Genomic DNA, 20,683 nt, shown 5'->3' with positions numbered 1-20,683 from the left:
CATCGCCGCCATGACCACCAGCGTGCCCGAGGCGCCGGGCAGCCAGCGCAACTGGGACTATCGCTATTGCTGGCTGCGCGACGCCTTCTTCGTGGTGCGCGCCCTGAACAGCCTGTCCGAACTGGGGACCATGGAAGACTACCTGCGCTGGCTGACCAACGTGGTGGTGCGCTCCGGCGGTGGCCATGTGCAGCCGCTGTATGGCATCGGGCTGGAAGAAGCGCTGCCCGAGCAGATCCTGGACCATCTGCCCGGCTACCAGCACCACCAGCCGGTTCGCGTGGGCAACCAGGCCTACGAACACTTCCAGCATGATGTCTACGGCAACATCGTGCTGGGCGCGGCCCAGGCCTTCCACGACATGCGTCTGCATCATCGCGCCGGGGCCGAGCATTTCCAGCATCTGGAAGCCGTCGGCGAACGCGCCTACGAGGTTTACAGCCAGCCTGATGCCGGCATGTGGGAGCTGCGTACCCGCTCGCGCATCCATACATCATCAGCATTGATGAGCTGGGCTGCTTGTGATCGCCTGGCCAAGATCGCCGCGCGGGTCGACCTGCCCGAGCGCGCCCGCTATTGGGGCGACCGGGCCAAGGAAATCGGCGACCGTATCCTCACCGAAGCCTGGAACGAGCAGCGCCAGGCCTATGCCGAAAGCTTCGGTGGCCGTGATCTCGATGCCAGCGTGTTGCTGATGGTGGAGGTGGGCCTGATTGCGCCGACCGACAAGCGCTTCATTTCCACCGTCGAAGCCCTGGAAAAGTCGCTCTGCGATGGCCCCTACATGCGCCGCTACGAAGCGCCGGACGACTTCGGCCGGCCCGAGACCGCCTTCAATATCTGCACCTTCTGGCGTATTGATGCGCTGGCCCGCATCGGCCGCAAGGAGCAGGCCCGTGAAATCTTCCAGGCCATGCTGGATGCCCGCAACCACCTGGGCCTGCTGTCCGAGGACACCCATCCGGTCACGCGCCAGATGTGGGGCAATTTCCCGCAGACCTATTCGATGGTGGGCATCATCAACTGTGCAATGCGCCTGTCGGCGTCATGGGAGGCGGTGATCTGATGTCGCGACTCGTTGTTGTATCCAATCGCCTGGCCGATCCCCGCAAGCCCGCCGCTGGCGGCCTGGCGGTGGCGCTGGGCGAAACCCTGAAGAAGACCGGCGGCCTGTGGTTCGGCTGGAGCGGCAAGGTGGTCGAGAACGGCACGCCCGGCGAGGGCGAGCTGCGCGTGAACCAGGCCGGTAGCGTCACCCTGGCCGAGCTGGACCTGTCGCAGGAAGACCACGACGCCTACTACCGTGGCTATGCCAACGGCGTGCTGTGGCCGGTGTTCCACTACCGGCTCGACCTGGCGCACTTCGAGGCCGGCCATCTGGGCGGCTATCGGCGCGTGAACCAGCTGTTTGCGCGCAAGCTGTTCCCGCTGTTGAAGCGCGATGACATCGTCTGGATCCACGATTACCACCTCATCCCGCTGGCCGCCGAGTTGCGCGCCATGGGCTGCGAGGCGCGCATCGGCTTCTTCCTGCACATCCCGCTGCCCCCGCCCCCCATCCTGACCGCCATTCCCTCCCACGAATGGCTGATGCGGGCGCTGTTCGCCTACGACCTGGTGGGCTTCCAGAATCACGCCGACCTGCAGCACTTTGCCCAGTACGTCCAGGCCGAAGCCACGGCCGAGCCGGTCGGCCCCAACCAGTTCCGCGCCTTCAACCGCACGGTGCATGCCAATGCCTTCCCGATCGGCATCGACGTGGCCGAATTCCAGCGCCTGGGCCAGGCCAAGGAAGCGCGCGACACCTATGAAAGTACCAAGGCCGAATACTCGCGCCGCCGCCTGCTGATCGGGGTGGACCGGCTGGATTATTCCAAGGGCCTGCCGCAGCGCATCCGCGCTTTCCGCGAACTGCTGCGCCTGTATCCGGAAAACCGTCACAGCGCCACCCTGCTGCAGATCGCCTCGCCCAGCCGCGAAGACGTGGAAGCCTACGGCGACATCCAGCGCGAGCTGGAAAGCCTGTGCGGCTCCATCAACGGCGATTTCGGCGACTTCGACTGGATGCCGATCCGCTACATCCACCGCACCGTGGCCCGCCGCCGCCTGCCGGGCCTGTACCGCGCCTGCGCGGTCGCGTTGGTCACGCCCTTGCGCGATGGCATGAACCTGGTGGCCAAGGAATTCGTCGCCGCCCAGGACGAGGACGACCCCGGCGTGCTGGTGCTGTCGCGCTTTGCCGGCGCGGCCGAGCAGATGAAGCAGGCGCTCATCATCAACCCCTACGACACCCACGGGGCGGCCCAGGTGATCCAGCAGGCCCTGCAGATGTCGCAGTCCGAACGGCGCGAGCGCCATGCCGCCTTGATGGAAAACATCCGCCAGTTCGACGTCCACTGGTGGTGCCGCGAATTCCTCGACACCCTGCGCAGCAGCCGCGCCGCCCCCGTCGAAGGCTGACTGCCCACCGGGGCAGGGTCGGGGGAGGGCAGGCCCCGAAACTTTCCCAAAAGCAAACACTTTGCCGGCGCGGCGGGGCATGCCGTCGCGCGCCAGCATCGCCGCCGCCGGCCGGTTCACTAAAACTCCGCCAAAAGCCTTTATAATTCAGGGTTTTGGAAGTTTTTTGCGGAGTTAGTCATGCCCATTTACGCGTATCGCTGCGAAGCGTGTGGTTTTGCCAAGGATGTCTTGCAGAAGATCTCCGACGATGCGTTGACCGTTTGCCCCTCCTGCCACCAGGACAGCTTCAGGAAGCAGCTCACTGCAGCCGGCTTCCAGTTGAAGGGTTCCGGCTGGTATGTCACCGATTTCCGCGGCAACGGCAGTGGTAGCGCCAACAGCAAGGGCGCCACCGGCACCGGCATTGCCGGCGCCAGCGAGGCTCCGGCCGCAGCAGGTGACGCGGCTGCTGCAGCACCCGCGGCCGCATCGGCCCCGGCGGCCGCCACGCCAGCACCAGCGGCAGCGCCGGCGCCTGCTGCGCCCTCTACCCCCAGCGCAAGCTAACGAGGCCTTCCTTCCCCCATGCGCAAATACTTCATCACGGGTCTGCTGATCCTGGTTCCCCTGGCCATCACGCTATGGGTACTGAACCTGATCATCAGCACCATGGACCAGTCACTGCTGCTGCTGCCAGAGGCCTGGCGCCCGCAGCACTGGCTGGGCCACAACATCCCCGGCCTGGGCGCGATCCTGACCTTGCTGATCGTGTTCCTGACCGGCCTGGCCGCGCGCAACTTCATCGGGCGCCGCCTGGTGCTGGTGTGGGAAGGTTTCCTGACCCGCATTCCGGTGGTGAAGTCGATCTATTCCAGCGTCAAGCAGGTCTCCGATACGCTCTTCTCGCCCTCCGGCAATGCCTTCCGCAAGGCCGTGCTGATCCAGTATCCGCGCCAGGGTTCGTGGACCATCGCCTTCCTGACCGGCGCCCCGGGCGGCGAGGTGAAGAACCACCTGGCCGGTGACTTCATCAGCGTCTACGTTCCCACCACGCCCAACCCGACCTCCGGTTTCTTCCTGATGCTGCCGCGTGCCGATGCCATCGAACTCGACATGTCGGTCGATGCAGCCCTGAAGTATGTCGTCTCGATGGGCGTGGTCGCCCCCGAGATGGCGGCCGACAAGAAGATCATCACCGACGCCGCGGCGCCGAAGAATTGACGGGGCGGCCGGTGCCACGCGGCCCGGCCAGCCCCGCCTTCGCCCTTAGCGTCTTCTCTCACGAATCCAACAAGAACACTGTCAACGGAATCACAACCATGTCCATGCGAACCCAATACTGTGGCCTCACTACCGAGGCACTGCTCGGCCAAACCGTCAGCCTGTGTGGCTGGGTGCACCGTCGCCGCGATCACGGCGGCGTGATCTTCATCGACCTGCGCGACCGCGAAGGCCTGGTCCAGGTGGTGTGCGACCCGGACCGCGCCGATGTCTTCAAGAACGCCGAATCGGTGCGCAACGAGTTCTGCCTGCGCATCACCGGCCTGGTGCGCAACCGTCCTGAAGGCACCACCAACGCCAACCTGAAGTCGGGCAAGATCGAAGTGCTGTGCCACGAGCTGGAAGTGCTGAACCCGTCGGTGACGCCCCCGTTCCAGCTGGATGACGACAGCCTGTCCGAGACCACCCGCCTGACCCACCGCGTGCTGGACCTGCGCCGTCCGCAGATGCAGAACAACCTGCGCCTGCGCTACAAGGTCGCCATGGAAGTGCGCAAGTTCCTGGATGGTCAGGGCTTCATCGACATCGAGACCCCGATGCTGACCAAGTCCACCCCGGAAGGCGCCCGCGACTACCTGGTGCCCTCGCGCGTGAACGCCGGCGAATTCTTCGCCCTGCCGCAGTCGCCGCAGCTGTTCAAGCAGCTGCTGATGGTGGCCAACTTCGACCGCTACTACCAGATCACCAAGTGCTTCCGCGACGAAGACCTGCGCGCCGATCGTCAGCCCGAATTCACCCAGATCGACTGCGAAACTTCCTTCCTGAACGAGCAGGAAATCCGTGACCTGTTCGAAGGCATGATCCGCCTGGTCTTCAAGAACGCCCTGGACATCGACCTGCCTGACCCATTCCCGGTGATGGACTTCGCCACCGCCATGGGCATGTATGGTTCGGACAAGCCGGACATGCGCGTCAAGCTGGAATTCACCGAGCTGACCGACGTCATGAAGGACGTCGACTTCAAGGTCTTCTCGGGCGCCGCCAACAGCGAAGGCGGCCGCGTGGTCGGCCTGCGCGTGCCGGGCGGTGCCGAAATGCCGCGTTCGGAAATCGACGCCTACACCCAGTTCGTCGCCATCTACGGCGCCAAGGGCCTGGCCTACATCAAGGTCAACGAAAAGGCCAAGGGCCGTGACGGCCTGCAGTCGCCCATCGTCAAGAACATCCATGATGCGGCCCTGAACGCCATCATCGAAAAGACCGGCGCCCAGGACGGCGACCTGATCTTCTTCGGCGCCGACAAGGCCAAGGTGGTCAACGATGCCATCGGCGCGCTGCGCGTGAAGATCGGCCACAGCGATTTCGGCAAGAAGAACGGCCTGTTCGACGACGCCTGGCGTCCGCTGTGGGTGGTCGACTTCCCCATGTTCGAATACGACGAAGACGGCCAGCGCTGGGTCGCCCTGCACCACCCGTTCACCTCGCCCAAGGATGGCCACGAAGACTTCATCTCGACCAATCCCGCAGCGGCCATCGCCAAGGCCTATGACCTGGTCCTGAACGGTTGGGAACTGGGCGGCGGTTCGGTGCGTATCCACCGCGCCGACGTGCAGAGCAAGGTGTTCCGCGCCCTGAAGATCGATGACGAAGAAGCCCGCCTGAAGTTCGGCTTCCTGCTGGACGCGCTGCAATATGGCGCGCCCCCGCACGGTGGCATCGCCTTCGGCCTGGATCGCCTAGTCACCATGATGGCTGGCGCCGAGTCGATTCGCGACGTGATCGCCTTCCCCAAGACCCAGCGCGCCCAGTGCCTGCTGACCCACGCCCCTTCGGCGGTGGACGAGAAGCAACTGCGCGAGCTGCACATCCGCCTGCGCAATACGGAGCCGGCTGTGAAGGCCTGATCGATTTATCGATTTTCTCGATAAACCCATCGAAAAGCGCGTGCAGGAATGCACGCGCTTTTTTATTTTTATAAATAATATAAATTTTATTCTTGCGTAACATCAGGCGGGATTCCGGTCGTCGCTGCGACCCGACGACCGTTCGTCCTGAGTAGCGGCATCGCCGCGTATCGAAGGCGCGCCTTTGCCTGCTCACCGACCCGCGCAGGAGTGTCTTCGATACGGCCCTGAAGGGCCTACTCAGTCCGAACGGTTCCAGATGGATTCACGTGAGGACCCGCTTGTGGTTCTTGAGCCCACATTTCCCGGAACCTGAATCCATGCATGCGCTGCAAGCATGGCGGCATGCACAGATATCATTTCCGCCAGGCCCCCTCGCACCCTATCATCGGCCGGATATTCAACGTCCGACATGAGGGGAAAGCATGCAAGGAACGACATTACCAGCCGGCGGGATGCCGCTGGTCAGCAACCACCAGCGCCGCCGCGCCATCATCGCCACCGTCATCGGCAATGGCCTCGAATGGTTCGACTTCACCGTCTACAGCTTCTTCGCGGTCATCATCGCCAAACTGTTCTTCCCGACCGGCAATGACCTCACTTCCTTGCTGCTGGCCGTGGCCACCTTCGGCGTCGGTTTCTTCATGCGCCCGGTGGGTGGCATCCTGCTGGGCATCTACGCCGACCGCGTGGGTCGCAAGGCAGCGCTGTCAGTGACCATTCTGTTGATGGCGGTGGGTACCACCATGATCGGCCTGGCGCCGACCTATGAAAGCATCGGCCTGTTCGCGCCGCTGATCATCGTCGTTGCACGTCTGCTGCAGGGCTTCTCGGCCGGCGGCGAAATGGGCAGCGCCACCGCCTTCCTGACCGAATATGCACCTGAGCGCGAACGCGCTTTCTATTCCAGCTGGATCCAGGCCAGCATCGGCGTGGCCGTGCTGCTGGGCGCCGCCGTCGGTACCTTCGTCACCTCCAGCCTGAGCCCGGAAGCGCTGTCCAGCTGGGGCTGGCGCCTGCCCTTCCTGCTGGGCATCATCATTGGCCCGGTCGGCTACTACATCCGTAACCACCTCGAAGAGACCCCGACCTTCCTCGAAGAAAAGGACAAGACCGACTCGCCCCTGAAGGAAGTGATCCGCAACTTCCCGCGCGAGACCTCGGCCAGCTTCTCCATGGTGATCCTGTGGACGGTCTGCACCTATGTCTTGCTGTTCTACATGCCGACCTATTCGGTCAAGGTCCTGAAGCTGCCGCAGACCACCGGCTTCATCGCCGGCATGGTGGGTGGACTGTGCATCATGGTCTTGGCGCCCATCGTCGGTCGCATGGCGGATCGCATCGGCCGTCGTCCGCTGCTCTCCGGTTCGGCCGCGCTGATCCTGGTGCTGGCCTATCCCATGTTCGCCTACATCAACAGCGCGCCCAGCCTGTCGACGCTGCTGATCTTCCAGCTGGTCTTCGGTACCCTGATTGCGGCCTACACCGGCCCCATCCTGGCGGCGTTCTCGGAACTGTTCCCGGCCAAGGTGCTCTCCACCGGCCTGTCGGTGGCCTACAACCTGGCCGTGACCATCTTCGGCGGCTTTGCCTCCTTCTTCATCACCTGGCTGATCGCCGCCACCGGCAGCACCATGGCACCGGCCTTCTACGTGATGATCGCTGCCGCCATCAGCTTCGTCGGCACCCGCTTCGTGCGTGAGCCGCAGTATCTGCAACAACATTGATTTTCGCCATGACCAAGATTCTCCTGAAGGGCGGTAACGTCCTCGATCCCGCGCTGGGCAGCCTGTTCCCGCGCCATGATGTCCTGATCGAAAAAGATCGCATCATCGATGTCTCCGCCACGCCCCTGGACGTGCCGGGCGCACGCGTGATCGATGTGGCCGGCAAGACCGTGATGCCGGGCCTGATCGACTGCCACGTGCACGTGCTGGCCTCGCTGGCCAATCTGGGCTTGAATGCCCTGCAGCCGGGTTCGCTGACCTCCATCCGCGCGTTGCCCATCGTCGAGGCGATGTTGAATCGCGGGTTCACCAGCGTGCGTGATGCCGGTGGCGCCGACTGGGGCCTGGCGCAAGCCATTGCCATCGGCCTGGTGCCGGGTCCGCGCATCTTCCCCTCCGGCAAGGCGCTGTCGCAGACCGGTGGTCACGGTGACTTCCGTCCACGTTCCGATGTGCTGGAGCCCTGCTCCTGCGCCTTCCGCGCCGGTGCCATCGCCCGTGTGGCGGATGGCGTGGACGCAGTGCGTCTGGCCGCCCGCGAAGAACTGCAGAAGGGCGCGACCCAGATCAAGATCATGGCCTCCGGCGGCGTAGCATCGCCCACCGATCCTATCGGCAACACGCAATACAGCGAGGATGAAATCCGCGCCATCGTGGCCGAGGCTGAGGCCGCCCAGACCTATGTGATGGCACATGCCTACACCGGTCGCGCCATCTCGCGCGCCGTGCGGTGCGGCGTGCGTACCATCGAGCACGGCAACCTGGTCGATGCCGATGCCGCCCGCGTGATGCGCGAGCATGGTGCCTTCGTCGTGCCGACGCTGGTCACCTACGACTCGCTGGCCCGCGACGGCGCCCGCCTGGGCCTGCCGCCGGATTCGGTGGCCAAGATCGAATCGGTGCGTCAGGCCGGTCGTGACTCGCTGCGCATCTATGCCGAGCATGGCGTGCAGATGGGCTTCGGCTCCGACCTGCTGGGCGAGATGCACCAGGACCAGTCGACCGAATTCCTGATCCGCGCCGAGATCCTGGGCAACCTGGAAACCATCCGCTCGGCGACCTCGATTGCCGCCGCCATCCTGCAGCGCGAAGGTGAACTGGGGACCGTGCGCGCCGGTGCGCTGGCCGACCTGATCGTGGTCGACGGCAACCCGCTGCAGGACATCACGCTCCTGACCGGGCAGGGCGAACACCTGTCGCTGGTCATGCAGTCCGGCCACATCCACCGCAGTCGCTGATCGTTCGATCGGCACGGCGGCCATCACGGCTGCTGGCCCGCCTGCGCCGCTGCTTTCCCGATCGCATCAGGAAAGCAGCGGCGGGCATGCTTTTCGCTCTACCATCATGGTCTGTTGAAAGAACCGAGCCGGAGCGCCGACCATGCGTATATCACCCCTTCCTCCCCTGCCGTCACTGATCGCCTTCGAAGCCGCCATGCGGCACGGCAGCTTTACGCGTGCCGCCGCTGAACTGCACCTCACACAAAGCGCCATCAGCCGTCAGATCGCCCAGCTGGAGCGCTTCCTGGGCAAGAAGCTGTTCCTGCGCGAACCCCGTGCATTGCGCCTGACGGTAAGCGGCCAGCGCTACGCCGCCCTGGTGCAGCGCCTGCTGGTCGATTGTGCCGAGGCCACCGAAGACATCATGAAGCGCAAGGGCCACCAGGAGTTGACGGTGGCCTGTTCGCAGGGCGTGGCCGTGCTGTGGCTGACGCCCCGGCTGGCGCGCTTTCGGGCGCTGCACCCGGATTGCCACCTGCGCCTGATCGTCAACGACAGTCTGGCGCAACTCTCCGAGACCGACTTCGACATGGGCATCTACTTCCTGCGCGACGGCCCGCCCTCAGGGATGGCCGCGCGTCGGCTGTATGACGAGGAAGTATTCCCGGTCTGTTCGCCCGCCTATCTGGATGGCCGCACCCTGAGCCCGGCCGAGCTGCGCCACGAGACCCTGCTGATGCTGGAAGATGGCCAGCGGCAATGGATGTCCTGGCAGAACTGGATGGCCCACAACGGCATGCCCGATGTCCGCATCGAGCACCAGATCCTGTCCAACCAATACCCCGTGCTGTTGCAGCTGGCCATGGAAGGACAGGGCATCGTGCTGGCCTGGCGCCACATGATCGATGCCTGTATGGAACAGGGGCTGCTGGTGCGCGCCTGCGAGGCCAGCGCCAGCCTGGGGGGCGGCTATTACGCCGTCTGGCCGCGCGACCGCATCGAGCACGCCGCTGCGCGTGCCTTCCGCAGCTGGCTGGTGGCCGAGAGCGAAGCGTCCCTGCTCTGAGTCGGCGCGGTCCCGATACAATGGAGGCTTTGCTGCAGCCCGGACAGCCCCATGACGCAAGCCAAGCCCTACAAGATTCCCGAATCGGTGCTGGTGGTGATCCACAGCGCCGACCACCACGTACTGCTGATCGAACGCGCCGACCAGCCCGGTTTCTGGCAATCGGTGACCGGTTCCAAGGACTATCCCGATGAAGAGCTGTCGGAGACTGCCCGACGCGAAGTGCAGGAAGAAACCGGCATCATCGTCGCCGACGCCGGCGTAGAATCCAGCGGTGATGGCGGAAACCGCGTGCCGCGTGCGCATCTGCGCGACTGGCAACTTTCCAACATCTATGACATCTATCCGGTCTGGCGGCACCGCTATGCGCCCGGCGTGACCAGGAACACCGAGCATGTCTTCGGCCTGCTGGTGCCGCGTGACATCCCGGTGACGCTCGCCCCGCGCGAACACACGCGCTACGCCTGGCTACCCTATCGCGAAGCGGCCGACCGCTGTTTCTCGCCGTCCAATGCGGAGGCAATCCTGCAATTGCCCAGCTACCTGGCCGGCTAGCCCGACAGCAGCGCGAGGACGGAACCGGACAAGAACAAGAGAAAGGTTGCATCGATGAAGCTGCGCATTGCCACATACAACATCCACAAGGGCGTGACCTCCTTTGCCGGACGGCCGCGCATCCTGGCGCTCAAGCAGGCGCTGGCGCAATTGGACCCGGACATCCTGTTCCTGCAGGAAGTGCAGGGCCGGCATGATCTCAACGCCCTGCGCCACGCCGCCAATTGGCCGCAGCAGGGCCAGCACGAATACCTGGCCGGTGACACCCACCACGCCGCCTACGGCATGAATGCCGTGTACGACCATGGGCACCATGGCAACGCCCTGATCTCCCGCTTCGAGATCGCCTCCATCCGCAACCAGGACGTCTCCGACCATGCCTATGAATCGCGCGGCATCCTGCACTGCGTGGTGCCGGTGGAAGGCGTGGACGTGCATTGCTACGTGATCCACCTGGGCCTGTTCGCCGGTGGCCGCCGCCGCCAGACCGATGCGCTGATGCAGGCGGTCAGTACGTCCTCGCCACCGGATGCGCCACTGGTGATCGCTGGCGACTTCAATGACTGGACCAACCAGCTGAGCCGCACGCTGTACCAGAACCTGGGCGTGGTCGAGGTGTTCGACCAGCCGCAACCGAACGCCCGCGGCGTCATGCAGGGCCTGCGCCGGCTGGGTGGCCTGTCGGCACCGATCCGCCCGGCCCGCACCTTCCCGGCCATGATGCCGTGGCTGCGACTGGACCGCATCTATGTCCGTGGTTTCCGCGTGGAAACGGCGCAGGTGCTCAAGGATGGTCCGTGGGCGCGCCTGTCCGACCACGCGCCCATTGTCACCGAACTGCACCTGGCCTGATCTTGCGCCACCTCGCCTTTTCCGACGGCAACCAGATTGCCTTGCTGCACAGTGGCGCGGGTTTCTATCCGGCCCTGATCACCGCCATTGATGCGGCCAGGGCCGAGATCTACCTCGAAACTTATATTTTTTCGCTCGACGATACCGGCGTGCTGGTCTGCGAGGCGCTGCAACGCGCCGCCGGGCGTGGCGTAGTGGTGTATGTCATCAACGACTGGCTTGGCACCGGTCGCGAAAACACTAACAAATTGCACCTCGCCCTGAGTGCCGCCGGTGTGCAGCATCGTTCCTTCAACCCCTGGTTCCGACGCGGCGTGGCGCGCAGTCACCGCAAGCTGTGCGTGGTGGACCGCCAGGTGGCTTTCGTTGGCGGACTCAACATCAATGACGACATGGTGTCCGACCGCGACCATGCGATGCCCCTGCCGGCGCCGCGCTGGGATTTTGCCGTCAGCGTGGTCGGACCGCTGGTGCAGGATATCTACCGGGAAGTGCAGGCCCAGTGGCTGCGCGTGGGCCGCATGAAACTGAAGGCGCGCTGGCGCAATTTCAGGCGCCTGCGCCACGGCCATAGCGGCCCGGTACATGACCAGACCCAGGCCGCGCTGGTGGTGCGCGACAACTTCCGCAACCGCCGCACCATCCAGCGCGCCTATCTGCAGGCCCTGGGGCGGGCCCGCGAGAGCGCGTTCCTCGCCAATCCCTATTTCGCTCCAGGCCGCAAGATGCGGCGCGCCCTGGAAGAGGCGGCCATGCGCGGCGTCAAGGTGACCTTGCTGCTGGGCGTGGGGCAGTTCCTGATGCAGGATGCGGTGGCGCATTCCTTCTATCCCAAGCTCTTGCGTGCCGGTGTGCGCATCGTCGAATACACCCATACCGAGCTGCACGCCAAGGTGGCCGTGGTGGACGACAAGTGGGCCACGGTCGGCTCCAGCAACTATGATGGCCTGTCCCTGTTCGTGAACCAGGAAGCCAACGTGGTGGTCCAGGACCCGGCCTTCGCCGGCTACCTGCGCCAGGAGATCGAAGCCGGCGCCGCCCTGGGCCGGGTGGTGCACCTGTCGGACTTTCTGCATGTGCCCTGGTACAAGCGCGCTGCCTATGGCGCGGCCTTCCTCCTCTATCGGACGGTCATCCACATCATCACCCTCGGGAAAGATGCCTGAGGGAGGCCCTGCCTCTATCTCGCCCTGGCTTGATTTACCGAAGATTCACCGTATCGCATTCGCAGCTGAAATGGGATAGGATGACCATCCCGGTTTTCGACAGGCAGCCGCGCGCGGCTTCCTGCCATTTCAATAAAAGGAGCGAGTTATGGATGATGTGGTCATTGTCGCAGCACAGAGAACGGCGATCGGCAAATTCGGCGGTGCCTTGTCGAAGATCGCAGCAGCCGATCTGGGTGCGCAAGTCATCAAGGCCCTGCTGGCCAAGACCGGCATCAAGCCCGAAGCGATCAGCGAAGTCATCCTCGGCCAGGTGCTGACGGCCGGTCTGGGACAGAACCCGGCGCGCCAGTCGGTCATCAAGTCCGGCCTGCCAGACATGGTCCCCGCCTTCGTGGTGGGCAAGGTCTGCGGCAGCGGCCTGAAGGCGGTGCAACTGGCGGCCCAGGCCATCCGTTGCGGCGACGCCCAGATCGTCATCGCCGGCGGCCAGGAAAACATGAGCGCCTCGCCCCACGTGTTGAACAACTCGCGTGACGGCTTCCGCATGGGCGATGCCAAGCTGACCGACACCATGATCGTCGACGGTCTGTGGGACGTCTACAACCAGTACCACATGGGCATCACGGCAGAGAACGTCGCCAAGAAGTTCGAGATCAGCCGCGAAGAGCAGGACGCCTTCGCCGCCGCCTCGCAAAACAAGGCTGAAGCCGGGCAAAAGGCCGGCAAGTTCAAGGATGAGATCGTCCCCATCGAGATCAAGGGCAAGAAGGAAACCGTGGTCTTCGACACGGACGAATTCGTCAAGCACGGCGTCACCGCCGAAGCCCTGGCCGGCCTGCGCCCGGCCTTCGACAAGGCCGGCACCGTGACCGCCGGCAATGCCTCCGGCATCAACGACGGCGCGGCCGCGGTGGTGGTGACCTCCGCCAAGCTGGCGGCCGAACTGGGTCTGCCGGTGCTGGCCAGGATCAAGGCCTACTCCTCGGCCGGCCTGGACCCCAGCATCATGGGCATGGGCCCGGTCCCCGCGTCGCAGCTGACCCTGAAGAAGGCCGGCTGGACCCCGCAGGACCTGGACCTGATGGAAATCAACGAAGCCTTTGCCGCCCAGGCCATCGCCGTGAACAAGCAGATGGGCTGGGACACCAGCAAGATCAACGTCAACGGCGGCGCGATTGCCCTGGGCCACCCCATCGGCGCCTCCGGCTGCCGCGTACTGGTGACCCTGCTGCACGAGATGGTGCGCCGGGACGCCAAGAAGGGCCTGGCCAGCCTCTGTATCGGTGGCGGTATGGGTGTGGCGTTGGCGGTGGAGCGTTGAATCCGAGGATAGTCTTGACGCGATGACTGTTGTCTCGAGGAAATATGAAGAAGCGCCGGCTTGCGAGCCGGCGCTTTTTTTCATATGGCTGGCGATCACTCCAATATCGAATAATCAAGAGTTTGTTTGAGTAGTCTCGACTTGAGAGAAGTTACGGATCGAAATTTCTTTGCGCCCCGATGGTTGTGGTCGATTGGCCTGATCGAGCCACCGCCACTGGATATCTTTCGGAGAGATATCCAGCCCACGATCACGCGGGTCGGGAAAGGCCTGCCCTTCCTCGACATAGCTCTGGCGGTACCACTGGTTGAAAACCTTGGCCAGGGGGTGTCCCGGATCGACGCTACCGTGCCAGATGCCGGTGGCGGAAGCGGGGAGCAGGCCGGTGGAGTGCAACTCGCGAGCAGGCATCGGGACTTCGCGCATCACGCCTTGGGGGACACGCCAGTCGGGAGCGTACTTGGCTTCAGGTGCTTGAGGAACCGGGGTGCCGAGATAGTGGAAGCGGAAAACGCCATCATCCTTGGTGAGCCCTTCAGGGATCTTGTCGAAGGCTTCGCCGATCTCGTAGCGCATGGGGACCTGCGCGGTATTCCATGCGACTTGTCTGGGTGTGACGGGCTTGCGCAGTTGGGCAAGCCAATAACCACCCATGACGGCATCGGTGTGTAGATGCTGGACCAGATGGCCACCCTGCGGCTCATCCGGAAGGACAAAGCCGTCGGGGATATGTGCGCGGCCCTCTCGCAGCGATGCGGGGGAAGGCTTGATGTCATCCAGTGAGACCGTCTTGACGGGCTTGGCACCGTCGATCAGGGATTGTTTGTCGCCGTCCCAGTAGGGGAGGATGGCAGGAGGGAGGGGGAGGACCTTGTCGAGGTTGGGGAGACGGAGGTCGGGGTTGAGGTGGAGCATATCGTTGATGGCGGAATAACGTTCAGCACGATCAAGGTCCAGTCTTGGACCTTCTGATGTTAGGCCTCCTCGAAAATCTACTGTCAGATGATTGGCACTTACTTTGCTCCCGAATTTCACGCCCTCGTGATAAACCCTAAGTGAACGCTCCTGTTGTGCTGGTAGATCAAGACGTAACCCTAGCTCAGATGCGCCGTTCCCATTTTCTTGGGCATAGGAACATTCCAACATCTTGTGTCCAATGGTTGAGTTCGCCCAGACTGTGCCCTCAGGGTTGTCGTATGCTGCAGTAAGTTTTGCTCCCAGGTAGGCCTGAGCATCAGCACTGCCCATCTCTGCCGCGAGTGCCCAGAATGCATATGCCCTGGTGGCATCTTGCTTCACACCTATTCCATTGATGTGGTAAATGCCCATCAGGTCGAAGGCCTTTGGCACGCCCTGGCGCATAGCCTCCTCAACAAGTTGAACAGCACGCTCGGTATCTTTGACGACGCCATTTCCGCTGATATAAAGACTTGCCAAGTTGAGTGTGGCTTGCCAATGTCCCTTTTCGCTCGCCTTACTCCAGAGGGCTGCCGCCTTACTGAACTCCCGATCATCAGGCCAAAGGTCAAAGCTGGTGAGCGCCAAGCCTTTTCTAAACCAGGCCTCCGCCTCTTGGTTGAGCGCCGGTTCGGCAGATTTCTCGTAGTTACAGGTGAACTCTTCGCGATGGGGGTCAAATGTCTTTAGGGTCATGTTGCGAGGAAGGTTGCTCAGACTGCATGCGGGTATCAGTGCCGTTGAAATAGCGAAGGCAGACAGCGTCATCCAAGAAGAGATTTTGGGCGTATTCAAAAGCATTAGTGTTTGGCGTTCTAAGTTGATCGAAGGCTGGCAGTCCGCTCACCCAACAATTGGCGAAAGATTTCCGTCACTCCCTCGGCGCGTGCCTGTCAAATCCTGATCCCTCAGGCACCTTTCTTAATTGCTTCGAGATAAGAAAAGTTACGGATCGTAATTTCTTTGCGCCCCGATGGTTGTGGTCGATTGGCCTGATCGAGCCACCGCCATTGGATATCTTTCGGAGAGATATCCAGCCCACGGTCACGTGGATCGGGAAAGGCCTGCCCTTCCTCGACATAGCTTTGGCGGTACCACTGGTTGAAGACCTTGGCCAGGGGGTGAGCCGGATCGACGCTACCGTGCCAGATGCCGGTGGCGGGAGCGGGGAGCAGGCCGGTGGAGTGCAACTCGCGAGCAGGCATCGGAACTTCGCGCATCACGCCTTGGGGGACACGCCAGTCGGGAGCGTACTTGGCCTCCGGTGCTTGAGGAACCGGGGTGCCGAGATAGTGGAAGCGGAAAACGCCATCATCCTTGGTGAGCCCTTCAGGGATCTTGTCGAAGGCTTCGCCGATCTCGTAGCGCATGGGTAGCTGCGCGGCATTCCATGCGACTTGTCTGGGTGTGACGGGCTTGCGCAGTTGGGCAAGCCAATAACCACCGATGACGGCATCGGTGTGTAGATGCTGGACAAGATGGCCACCCTGCGGCTCATCAGGAAGCACAAAGCCGTCGGGGATATGTGCGCGGCCCTCTCGCAGCGATGCGGGAGAAGGCTTGATGTCATCCAGCGAGATCGTCTTGACGGGCTTGGCACCGTCGATCAGCGATTTTTTTTTGCCGTCCCAATAGGGGAGGACGGCAGGAGGGAGTGGGAGAACTTTGTCGAGGTTTGGAATCCGAAGGTCGGGGTTCAGGTGAATCATATGGGCGATGGCCAGGTATCGCTCTGCGCGGTCGTGGTCCAGAAATCTGCCGACCAATTCTTTTCCGTGGTCAAAGTTGGCGAAAAGTTTGACTGCACTTTCTTCACTGCCAAACTTGATTCCGTCTTGGAGAATATGTAACGCACGCTCATATTCGCCATCCAAATTGAGTTGCTGACCTAGCAGATATGCAGCTTTTCCATTTTCTTGCGCGTAGCCACATTCGAGCATCTTCATGGCCACGTCCTTATTTCGCCAAAACTGCCCTTTGGGATCGTCGTAAGAGGCTTTGAGTTTTCCACCAAGATGAGCTAAGGCGTCGGAATTTCCTTTAGTGGCGGCGTACGCCCAAAAGGCATATGCGCGAGTTGCGTCTTGCTGAACACCGGTCCCATTCATGTGATATGTACCCATCAAGTCGAATGCCCTCGGCACGCCAAGTTGCATCGCTTTCTCAACCATTTGTACAGCCAGTTCAGTGTTGTGCTCCACGCCAGCCCCTCGGAGATAAAGTGTGGCTAGATTCAGCATGGCACCCCAGTGATTTTTTTCCGAGGCTTTCGTCCAGAGAATGGCCGCCTTTTTGTGGTCCCGATCATCAGGCCAAAGATCGTAACTGGTAACTGCCAGACCTTCTCTGAACCATTGCTCGGCATCGTCGTCGCCTCGCGATTCCTGATTCATTTCATACTGACAGTTGAATTCCTTTTGGTGAGGGTCGAAGGCCGTTAAGTTCATGTTGCGTGGCAGATTTTTCATGACGCATGCAGATGTCGATAAAATTGAGACGATAACTAGGGCAGAGAAAGAAGAGCTTTTGAGCTTATTCAGTTGCATGGGTGCTTTGTCTTTTAGGCGACCCGTAGGTGGGAAGTCCGCTCATCCCGAAATGGCATGAGAAAACCTTGGGCAGGAGTCTGTACGTTTTTCTTAAGACTATTGTCACTTAGAAGATCTTGCCACTTGTTAAATGTCATCTGTATCTCGGACGTGCTGCCATTTCCGCCGCTACACCCTTGCGCATTGTTTGAATGCATAGCGAATACCTCCCGCCGCAATTTCTCACTTAAGCCCGGATCGTCACATCCGATATTAATTTCGGCATCTATTGCCATGCTACGTAGATTCAGATTGGCGCTCCCCAGCGTAAAGAAGGCATCGTCGATGATCATCAGTTTGCTGTGTATGTAGATCTCCCGATATTTTTGGCCCTTGCTCTCCCCGGCATGATCGTAAGTCCACAGGCTGGCCACCAGCGTCTTGATGCCGAGTTCTTCCAGTTCCTTCGCAATGTCGGCATTGCTACGGGGCTCAGTATTGGTGCTGGGAATTTTTGGTCCGCGTGCTATTTCGGGCGGGGCGCCATTGTTTCTCTTCCGAAAAACATACCTCTCCAATTCCTGCGGCAGCTGCTGAACAATCAGCTTCTCTTCGCTCTTCTTGTCCTGATTGGGCATTGATGTGCCATGCCCTAGTTCTTTGACGGCATCATGCGTTGCCGGCACCATATTTGGTTTTTCAGGCGTGGGGATAACCACGAAGACATGCAGATCAGGAAGTTCTTCCAATGGCCTCCCCGCAGCCTTCCAGCCAGCGACGTAGCCGGAGGCGGCAAGCTGGCTGTCGATGTCGTCGAGCGTCTCGTGCACCGGCAGGTCGAAGCGGTAGCCGTTGGGGAGTTCGATGGCGTAATCGCTGTCTTCCGGTAGATGGTTCGCGATGCGCAACTGTCCGGAGGCATCGGTCACCCCTTGGGCGACCTGCTTGCCTTGCTTGAAGAGCGTGTACGGCTGGAGGGCCAGTACGCGGCCGGCACGGGCATGGGTGCGCAGGCGAACCAGCAGGCTGCTGCTGTGCTGAAGTTCTTCGTAGGTGGGAGGGGGCGGCAGTTCCGGTGGCGGGCAGTTGGCCGGGCCAAGGATATTGTGGTCTCCGGCCTGCTGCCGCCACTCTCCGGAAGTCCCGTGCTCGATCAGGCTGCCCTGCCAGCGGCTGAAGCTGCCGCCGCCATTGATCTCCGTCGATTCACGCGAGCGGATGCTGATCTTGGGGGCGGCCAGAATGATCTCTTCACTGGCGCTGAGGGTGATGCGCTTGGCGGCGGCAATTTCGATATGTTCTTCGTGCGCCTGCATCTTGATGCTGCCCTTGCCGGCGATGAGTTTCATGTGCCGTGCGGCAAAGGCGCTGAGCATGTCGCCGGCCCGCATCAGCAGCCGGCGGCCGGCGCTCAGTTGGGTATTGGTCTGGCTGACCACATCGATGTGGTCTTGCGCTCCCAGTACCATCCCCTCCTGGCTGGTCATGCTCACGCCTGCCGGTGCATCGATAGCCACCATCGGCGCGTCGGAGCGTGGTGTTTCGTCGTTGTGGTCCCAGGCTTGCAATTGCTGGCGGAGCTTGTCCAGGCGTGCCAGGTCGGTCGCTTCCGCATGGTGGTCCGCCGCGTGCTGTCCAAGGCGCCGGGCGATTTGCTGCAGGGCTTGCAGGGTCTCCAGCAGCGCGTCCCGTTCCAGCATGCGACCGCGACCGCCATCCTGGGACTGGGCCGTGATCAGGATGCCCTTGGCTCCGCGCATGACGCCATGGCCATCGGTACGTGCTTCCAGTCCCTGGCCACGGTCGTCGCCATGTCCGTCGAGGCGGGGCTCGGTGAGGTGGCCGAGGTTGACCTGGCTGTGCTGGTGTTCGCTGGCAAGTTGCGCGCTGATCTGCCCACGGGTGTCATCCATGCGCAACTGGTTGTAGCGTTCACCACCTATTTCACGCGTCTTGATGCCGGAAATGAAGCGGTTGGCCGGCAGTCCGCTGGTGTGGCTGAAACGCGCTGGCCGGTTGGTGCCATTGTGAAGCACGCCAGACACGAACATCTTGTCGGGGTCGCCACCGAGGAAGTCCAGCAGCACTTCCATGCCTACCCGGGGTATGGCGTCGTGTCCGTAGCCGGCGCCGGCCCAGGTGCTGGAGACCCTGACAAACGCGCTATCCCGCTCGTGGCCAGCGGGGTCGGCGCCCTGGGCGTGATCCTGCCCCTGTCCTTGCACGCCCTGCAGCTGCACCTTGATGCGTCCATATTCGTCGCAATAGACCTCTTCCTTCCCTGGTCCTATCACCAATGCGGTGATAGGGTGTACCACCGGCAGATGTATGCGCGGATCGTAATGCGGCGTGATCGAGGCAGTCCGGCGTACGCAGGTGAATCGGTTGTGATAGCGCAGGTCGCCCGCGCCCTGGGGAGCTGCCGCATCCCACGGAAGATCGGGCAGCAGTCGCTGGATGTGTACCTGCAGGTCCTTGGGGAAGTTGTTCTCCGCACGCTGTTGCAGGGTGGTGACGATGAATTCGCGCTGGGTGACGTCCTGGCGCCACATGTCGGGGTGCTCCTCCAGTTCGAACCAGTGCCCCACGGCCAGGTCGCGTACGCTGCCGCTGGCCTGGAAGGTCTCGCTGCGCGCTTCGTGGGCCATCATGCGCGCATCGGTCAGTCGTACCTGGTCCGAGAGGTCATTGCCGATGTGTGGCGCATCGATGAAGCACTCGGTCAAGGCTAGCCCCATTTCGTTGCCGCTCCGTCCCTGGTCCACGATGTTGCGGCTCACAGTTTCATTGGCATGTACCAGCTTGTAGTCCCAACTGGTGCGCTGTACGTTGCCCGGGGTCAAGACCCGCTCGCGACTCCATGCGCTGATGGTGTCGCGTACTTCGGTGGCTCCATCGCGGTGATAGCGGACGCTGCCTGCGCTGGCCTGCGGCAACCGTGCCACGTGGTCACAGAACACAAGCATGTGAACCGGGCTGTAGGCCGTCGCCGGATCGTCCGCGTCCTGTGGCGTGGCGATGTACCAGGCGATGCCTTCGCGCCGGCACAGGCGTCCGATGAAATGGGCGTCAGACTCATTGAATTGGTGACTGATCTCGCGGGACGGATAACGTCGCTGGTCGAGCCGATGGAGATCGAATGAGAAGGCATGGGCCAGCGCAGGGCTGCGTAGACGCCATTCGCGCAGCAGGATGTGGAGGATGTCGGGGACGCTCTTGCGACGGAAGATGCGGCTGTTGATCCGCCCATCCATGATCGACATCGCATCGCGTAGTGTCAGATGGTAGACGCGCAACGCACCGTCTGCCTGCCCGGCGCGGGCTTCGGTGATGATCCCGTTGATGTGATGCAGGCCACCACGGTCGTTGACCATCTCGATGCCGAGCGGCTGACCGAGCAATTCGTGCAGGGGAAGATCGGGGTCGATGGAGATGCAGGTCAGATGCCCGTGCATGCCTTCGAACATGGCTTCGCGGATCTCGACGCGCTGCACCAGCAGCAACTCTTCGAAATGGGTTTCGCGCTGGCTCCAGCGCAATCGTATCGGCCGGTTTTCCCGGGAGAGGATGGTCTTGGCAAAGGCTGCGGAGAGGGCGGATCGTGGGTCTATCATGGCTGAGTCGGACTCGATGGCGGCAGGTTGAGCAAACCGCACAGCATAAGTAGACGCGCCTGGTCGGGAAGGCGCTCACGAAAGAAAGGCCGGATTTCCCGATTTTC

General features: G+C 62.3%; 15 protein-coding genes. 12 read left to right on the top strand and 3 right to left on the bottom strand.

Annotated elements, in window-relative coordinates; translation table 11 throughout:
- From HWE04_RS21250 to HWE04_RS21195, 12 genes are all read left to right on the top strand, one after another.
- Positions 1-1,066: glycoside hydrolase family 15 protein (locus HWE04_RS21250; protein ID WP_241813636.1), on the top strand; the 1,066-nt coding region annotated here is incomplete at its 5' end.
- Positions 1,066-2,460: an alpha,alpha-trehalose-phosphate synthase (UDP-forming) gene (gene otsA / locus HWE04_RS21245; RefSeq protein ID WP_006464136.1), complete on the top strand. Its 1,395-nt coding sequence runs from the start codon at positions 1,066-1,068 to the stop codon at positions 2,458-2,460. The genes HWE04_RS21250 and otsA, both read left to right, overlap by 1 nt.
- A 180-nt stretch (positions 2,461-2,640) precedes the next feature.
- On the top strand, positions 2,641-3,009 hold the full coding sequence (locus tag HWE04_RS21240; protein WP_241813635.1) for an FmdB family zinc ribbon protein: 369 nt from the start codon (positions 2,641-2,643) through the stop codon (positions 3,007-3,009).
- 18 nt (positions 3,010-3,027) lie between these two features.
- Positions 3,028-3,663 carry a DUF502 domain-containing protein gene (locus tag HWE04_RS21235; RefSeq protein WP_006464134.1) on the top strand — a complete coding sequence of 212 codons (636 nt, stop codon included), beginning with the start codon at positions 3,028-3,030 and terminating at the stop codon, positions 3,661-3,663.
- A gap of 98 nt (positions 3,664-3,761) precedes the next feature.
- On the top strand, positions 3,762-5,567 hold the full coding sequence (gene aspS, locus HWE04_RS21230; protein WP_077235875.1) for an aspartate--tRNA ligase: 1,806 nt from the start codon (positions 3,762-3,764) through the stop codon (positions 5,565-5,567).
- A 425-nt stretch (positions 5,568-5,992) separates the two neighbouring features.
- A complete protein-coding gene (locus HWE04_RS21225) occupies positions 5,993-7,294 on the top strand; it encodes an MFS transporter (protein ID WP_077235874.1) in 1,302 nt (433 codons plus the stop codon).
- Positions 7,295-7,302: 8 nt separating this feature from the next.
- Positions 7,303-8,532 carry a metal-dependent hydrolase family protein gene (locus HWE04_RS21220; protein WP_006464131.1) on the top strand — a complete coding sequence of 410 codons (1,230 nt, stop codon included), beginning with the start codon at positions 7,303-7,305 and terminating at the stop codon, positions 8,530-8,532.
- A 142-nt stretch (positions 8,533-8,674) separates the two neighbouring features.
- Positions 8,675-9,580 (top strand): LysR substrate-binding domain-containing protein, encoded by a 906-nt coding sequence (locus tag HWE04_RS21215; RefSeq protein WP_077235873.1) that lies wholly within the window; start codon positions 8,675-8,677, stop codon positions 9,578-9,580.
- Positions 9,581-9,631: 51 nt separating this feature from the next.
- Positions 9,632-10,135 carry a dihydroneopterin triphosphate diphosphatase gene (nudB, locus tag HWE04_RS21210; RefSeq protein ID WP_241813634.1) on the top strand — a complete coding sequence of 168 codons (504 nt, stop codon included), beginning with the start codon at positions 9,632-9,634 and terminating at the stop codon, positions 10,133-10,135.
- A gap of 54 nt (positions 10,136-10,189) precedes the next feature.
- A complete protein-coding gene (locus tag HWE04_RS21205) occupies positions 10,190-10,987 on the top strand; it encodes an endonuclease/exonuclease/phosphatase family protein (protein ID WP_006464128.1) in 798 nt (265 codons plus the stop codon).
- A gap of 2 nt (positions 10,988-10,989) precedes the next feature.
- Entirely contained in the window at positions 10,990-12,153 is a 1,164-nt protein-coding gene (locus HWE04_RS21200; protein ID WP_241813633.1) for a phospholipase D-like domain-containing protein, read from the top strand.
- 148 nt (positions 12,154-12,301) lie between these two features.
- Positions 12,302-13,477 carry an acetyl-CoA C-acetyltransferase gene (locus HWE04_RS21195; protein ID WP_241813632.1) on the top strand — a complete coding sequence of 392 codons (1,176 nt, stop codon included), beginning with the start codon at positions 12,302-12,304 and terminating at the stop codon, positions 13,475-13,477.
- A 114-nt stretch (positions 13,478-13,591) separates the two neighbouring features.
- On the opposite strand, the gene HWE04_RS21190 is transcribed toward HWE04_RS21195, so the two are convergent.
- From HWE04_RS21190 to tssI, 3 genes are all read right to left on the bottom strand, one after another.
- Positions 13,592-15,235 (bottom strand): SEL1-like repeat protein, encoded by a 1,644-nt coding sequence (locus HWE04_RS21190; RefSeq protein ID WP_342222445.1) that lies wholly within the window; start codon positions 15,233-15,235, stop codon positions 13,592-13,594.
- Positions 15,236-15,342: 107 nt separating this feature from the next.
- Positions 15,343-16,980 (bottom strand): SEL1-like repeat protein, encoded by a 1,638-nt coding sequence (locus HWE04_RS21185; RefSeq protein ID WP_342222444.1) that lies wholly within the window; start codon positions 16,978-16,980, stop codon positions 15,343-15,345.
- Positions 16,981-16,994: 14 nt separating this feature from the next.
- Positions 16,995-20,576, bottom strand: a complete 3,582-nt coding sequence (tssI, locus tag HWE04_RS21180) for a type VI secretion system tip protein TssI/VgrG (RefSeq protein ID WP_241813631.1) — start codon at positions 20,574-20,576, stop codon at positions 16,995-16,997.
- Positions 20,577-20,683: the final 107 nt, after the last annotated feature.

Origin of the sequence: Herbaspirillum sp. C7C2, from assembly GCF_022627865.1 — a bacterium.
In the GTDB taxonomy this organism is placed as follows: domain Bacteria; phylum Pseudomonadota; class Gammaproteobacteria; order Burkholderiales; family Burkholderiaceae_D; genus Herbaspirillum; species Herbaspirillum frisingense.
Note: the sequence above shows the minus strand (reverse complement) of the source record. Positions and strands in the feature narration are given on the sequence as shown.

Excerpts from the sequence above, each read along its gene's own strand:
- otsA (WP_006464136.1), top strand. The coding sequence starts at position 1,066 with ATGTCGCGACTCGTTGTTGTATCCAATCGCCTGGCCGATCCCCGCAAG.
- HWE04_RS21240 (WP_241813635.1), top strand. The coding sequence starts at position 2,641 with ATGCCCATTTACGCGTATCGCTGCGAAGCGTGTGGTTTTGCCAAGGAT.
- HWE04_RS21235 (WP_006464134.1), top strand. The coding sequence starts at position 3,028 with ATGCGCAAATACTTCATCACGGGTCTGCTGATCCTGGTTCCCCTGGCC.
- aspS (WP_077235875.1), top strand. The coding sequence starts at position 3,762 with ATGTCCATGCGAACCCAATACTGTGGCCTCACTACCGAGGCACTGCTC.
- HWE04_RS21225 (WP_077235874.1), top strand. The coding sequence starts at position 5,993 with ATGCAAGGAACGACATTACCAGCCGGCGGGATGCCGCTGGTCAGCAAC.
- HWE04_RS21220 (WP_006464131.1), top strand. The coding sequence starts at position 7,303 with ATGACCAAGATTCTCCTGAAGGGCGGTAACGTCCTCGATCCCGCGCTG.
- HWE04_RS21215 (WP_077235873.1), top strand. The coding sequence starts at position 8,675 with ATGCGTATATCACCCCTTCCTCCCCTGCCGTCACTGATCGCCTTCGAA.
- nudB (WP_241813634.1), top strand. The coding sequence starts at position 9,632 with ATGACGCAAGCCAAGCCCTACAAGATTCCCGAATCGGTGCTGGTGGTG.
- HWE04_RS21205 (WP_006464128.1), top strand. The coding sequence starts at position 10,190 with ATGAAGCTGCGCATTGCCACATACAACATCCACAAGGGCGTGACCTCC.
- HWE04_RS21195 (WP_241813632.1), top strand. The coding sequence starts at position 12,302 with ATGGATGATGTGGTCATTGTCGCAGCACAGAGAACGGCGATCGGCAAA.
- HWE04_RS21190 (WP_342222445.1), bottom strand. The coding sequence starts at position 15,235 with ATGCTTTTGAATACGCCCAAAATCTCTTCTTGGATGACGCTGTCTGCC.
- HWE04_RS21185 (WP_342222444.1), bottom strand. The coding sequence starts at position 16,980 with ATGCAACTGAATAAGCTCAAAAGCTCTTCTTTCTCTGCCCTAGTTATC.
- tssI (WP_241813631.1), bottom strand. The coding sequence starts at position 20,576 with ATGATAGACCCACGATCCGCCCTCTCCGCAGCCTTTGCCAAGACCATC.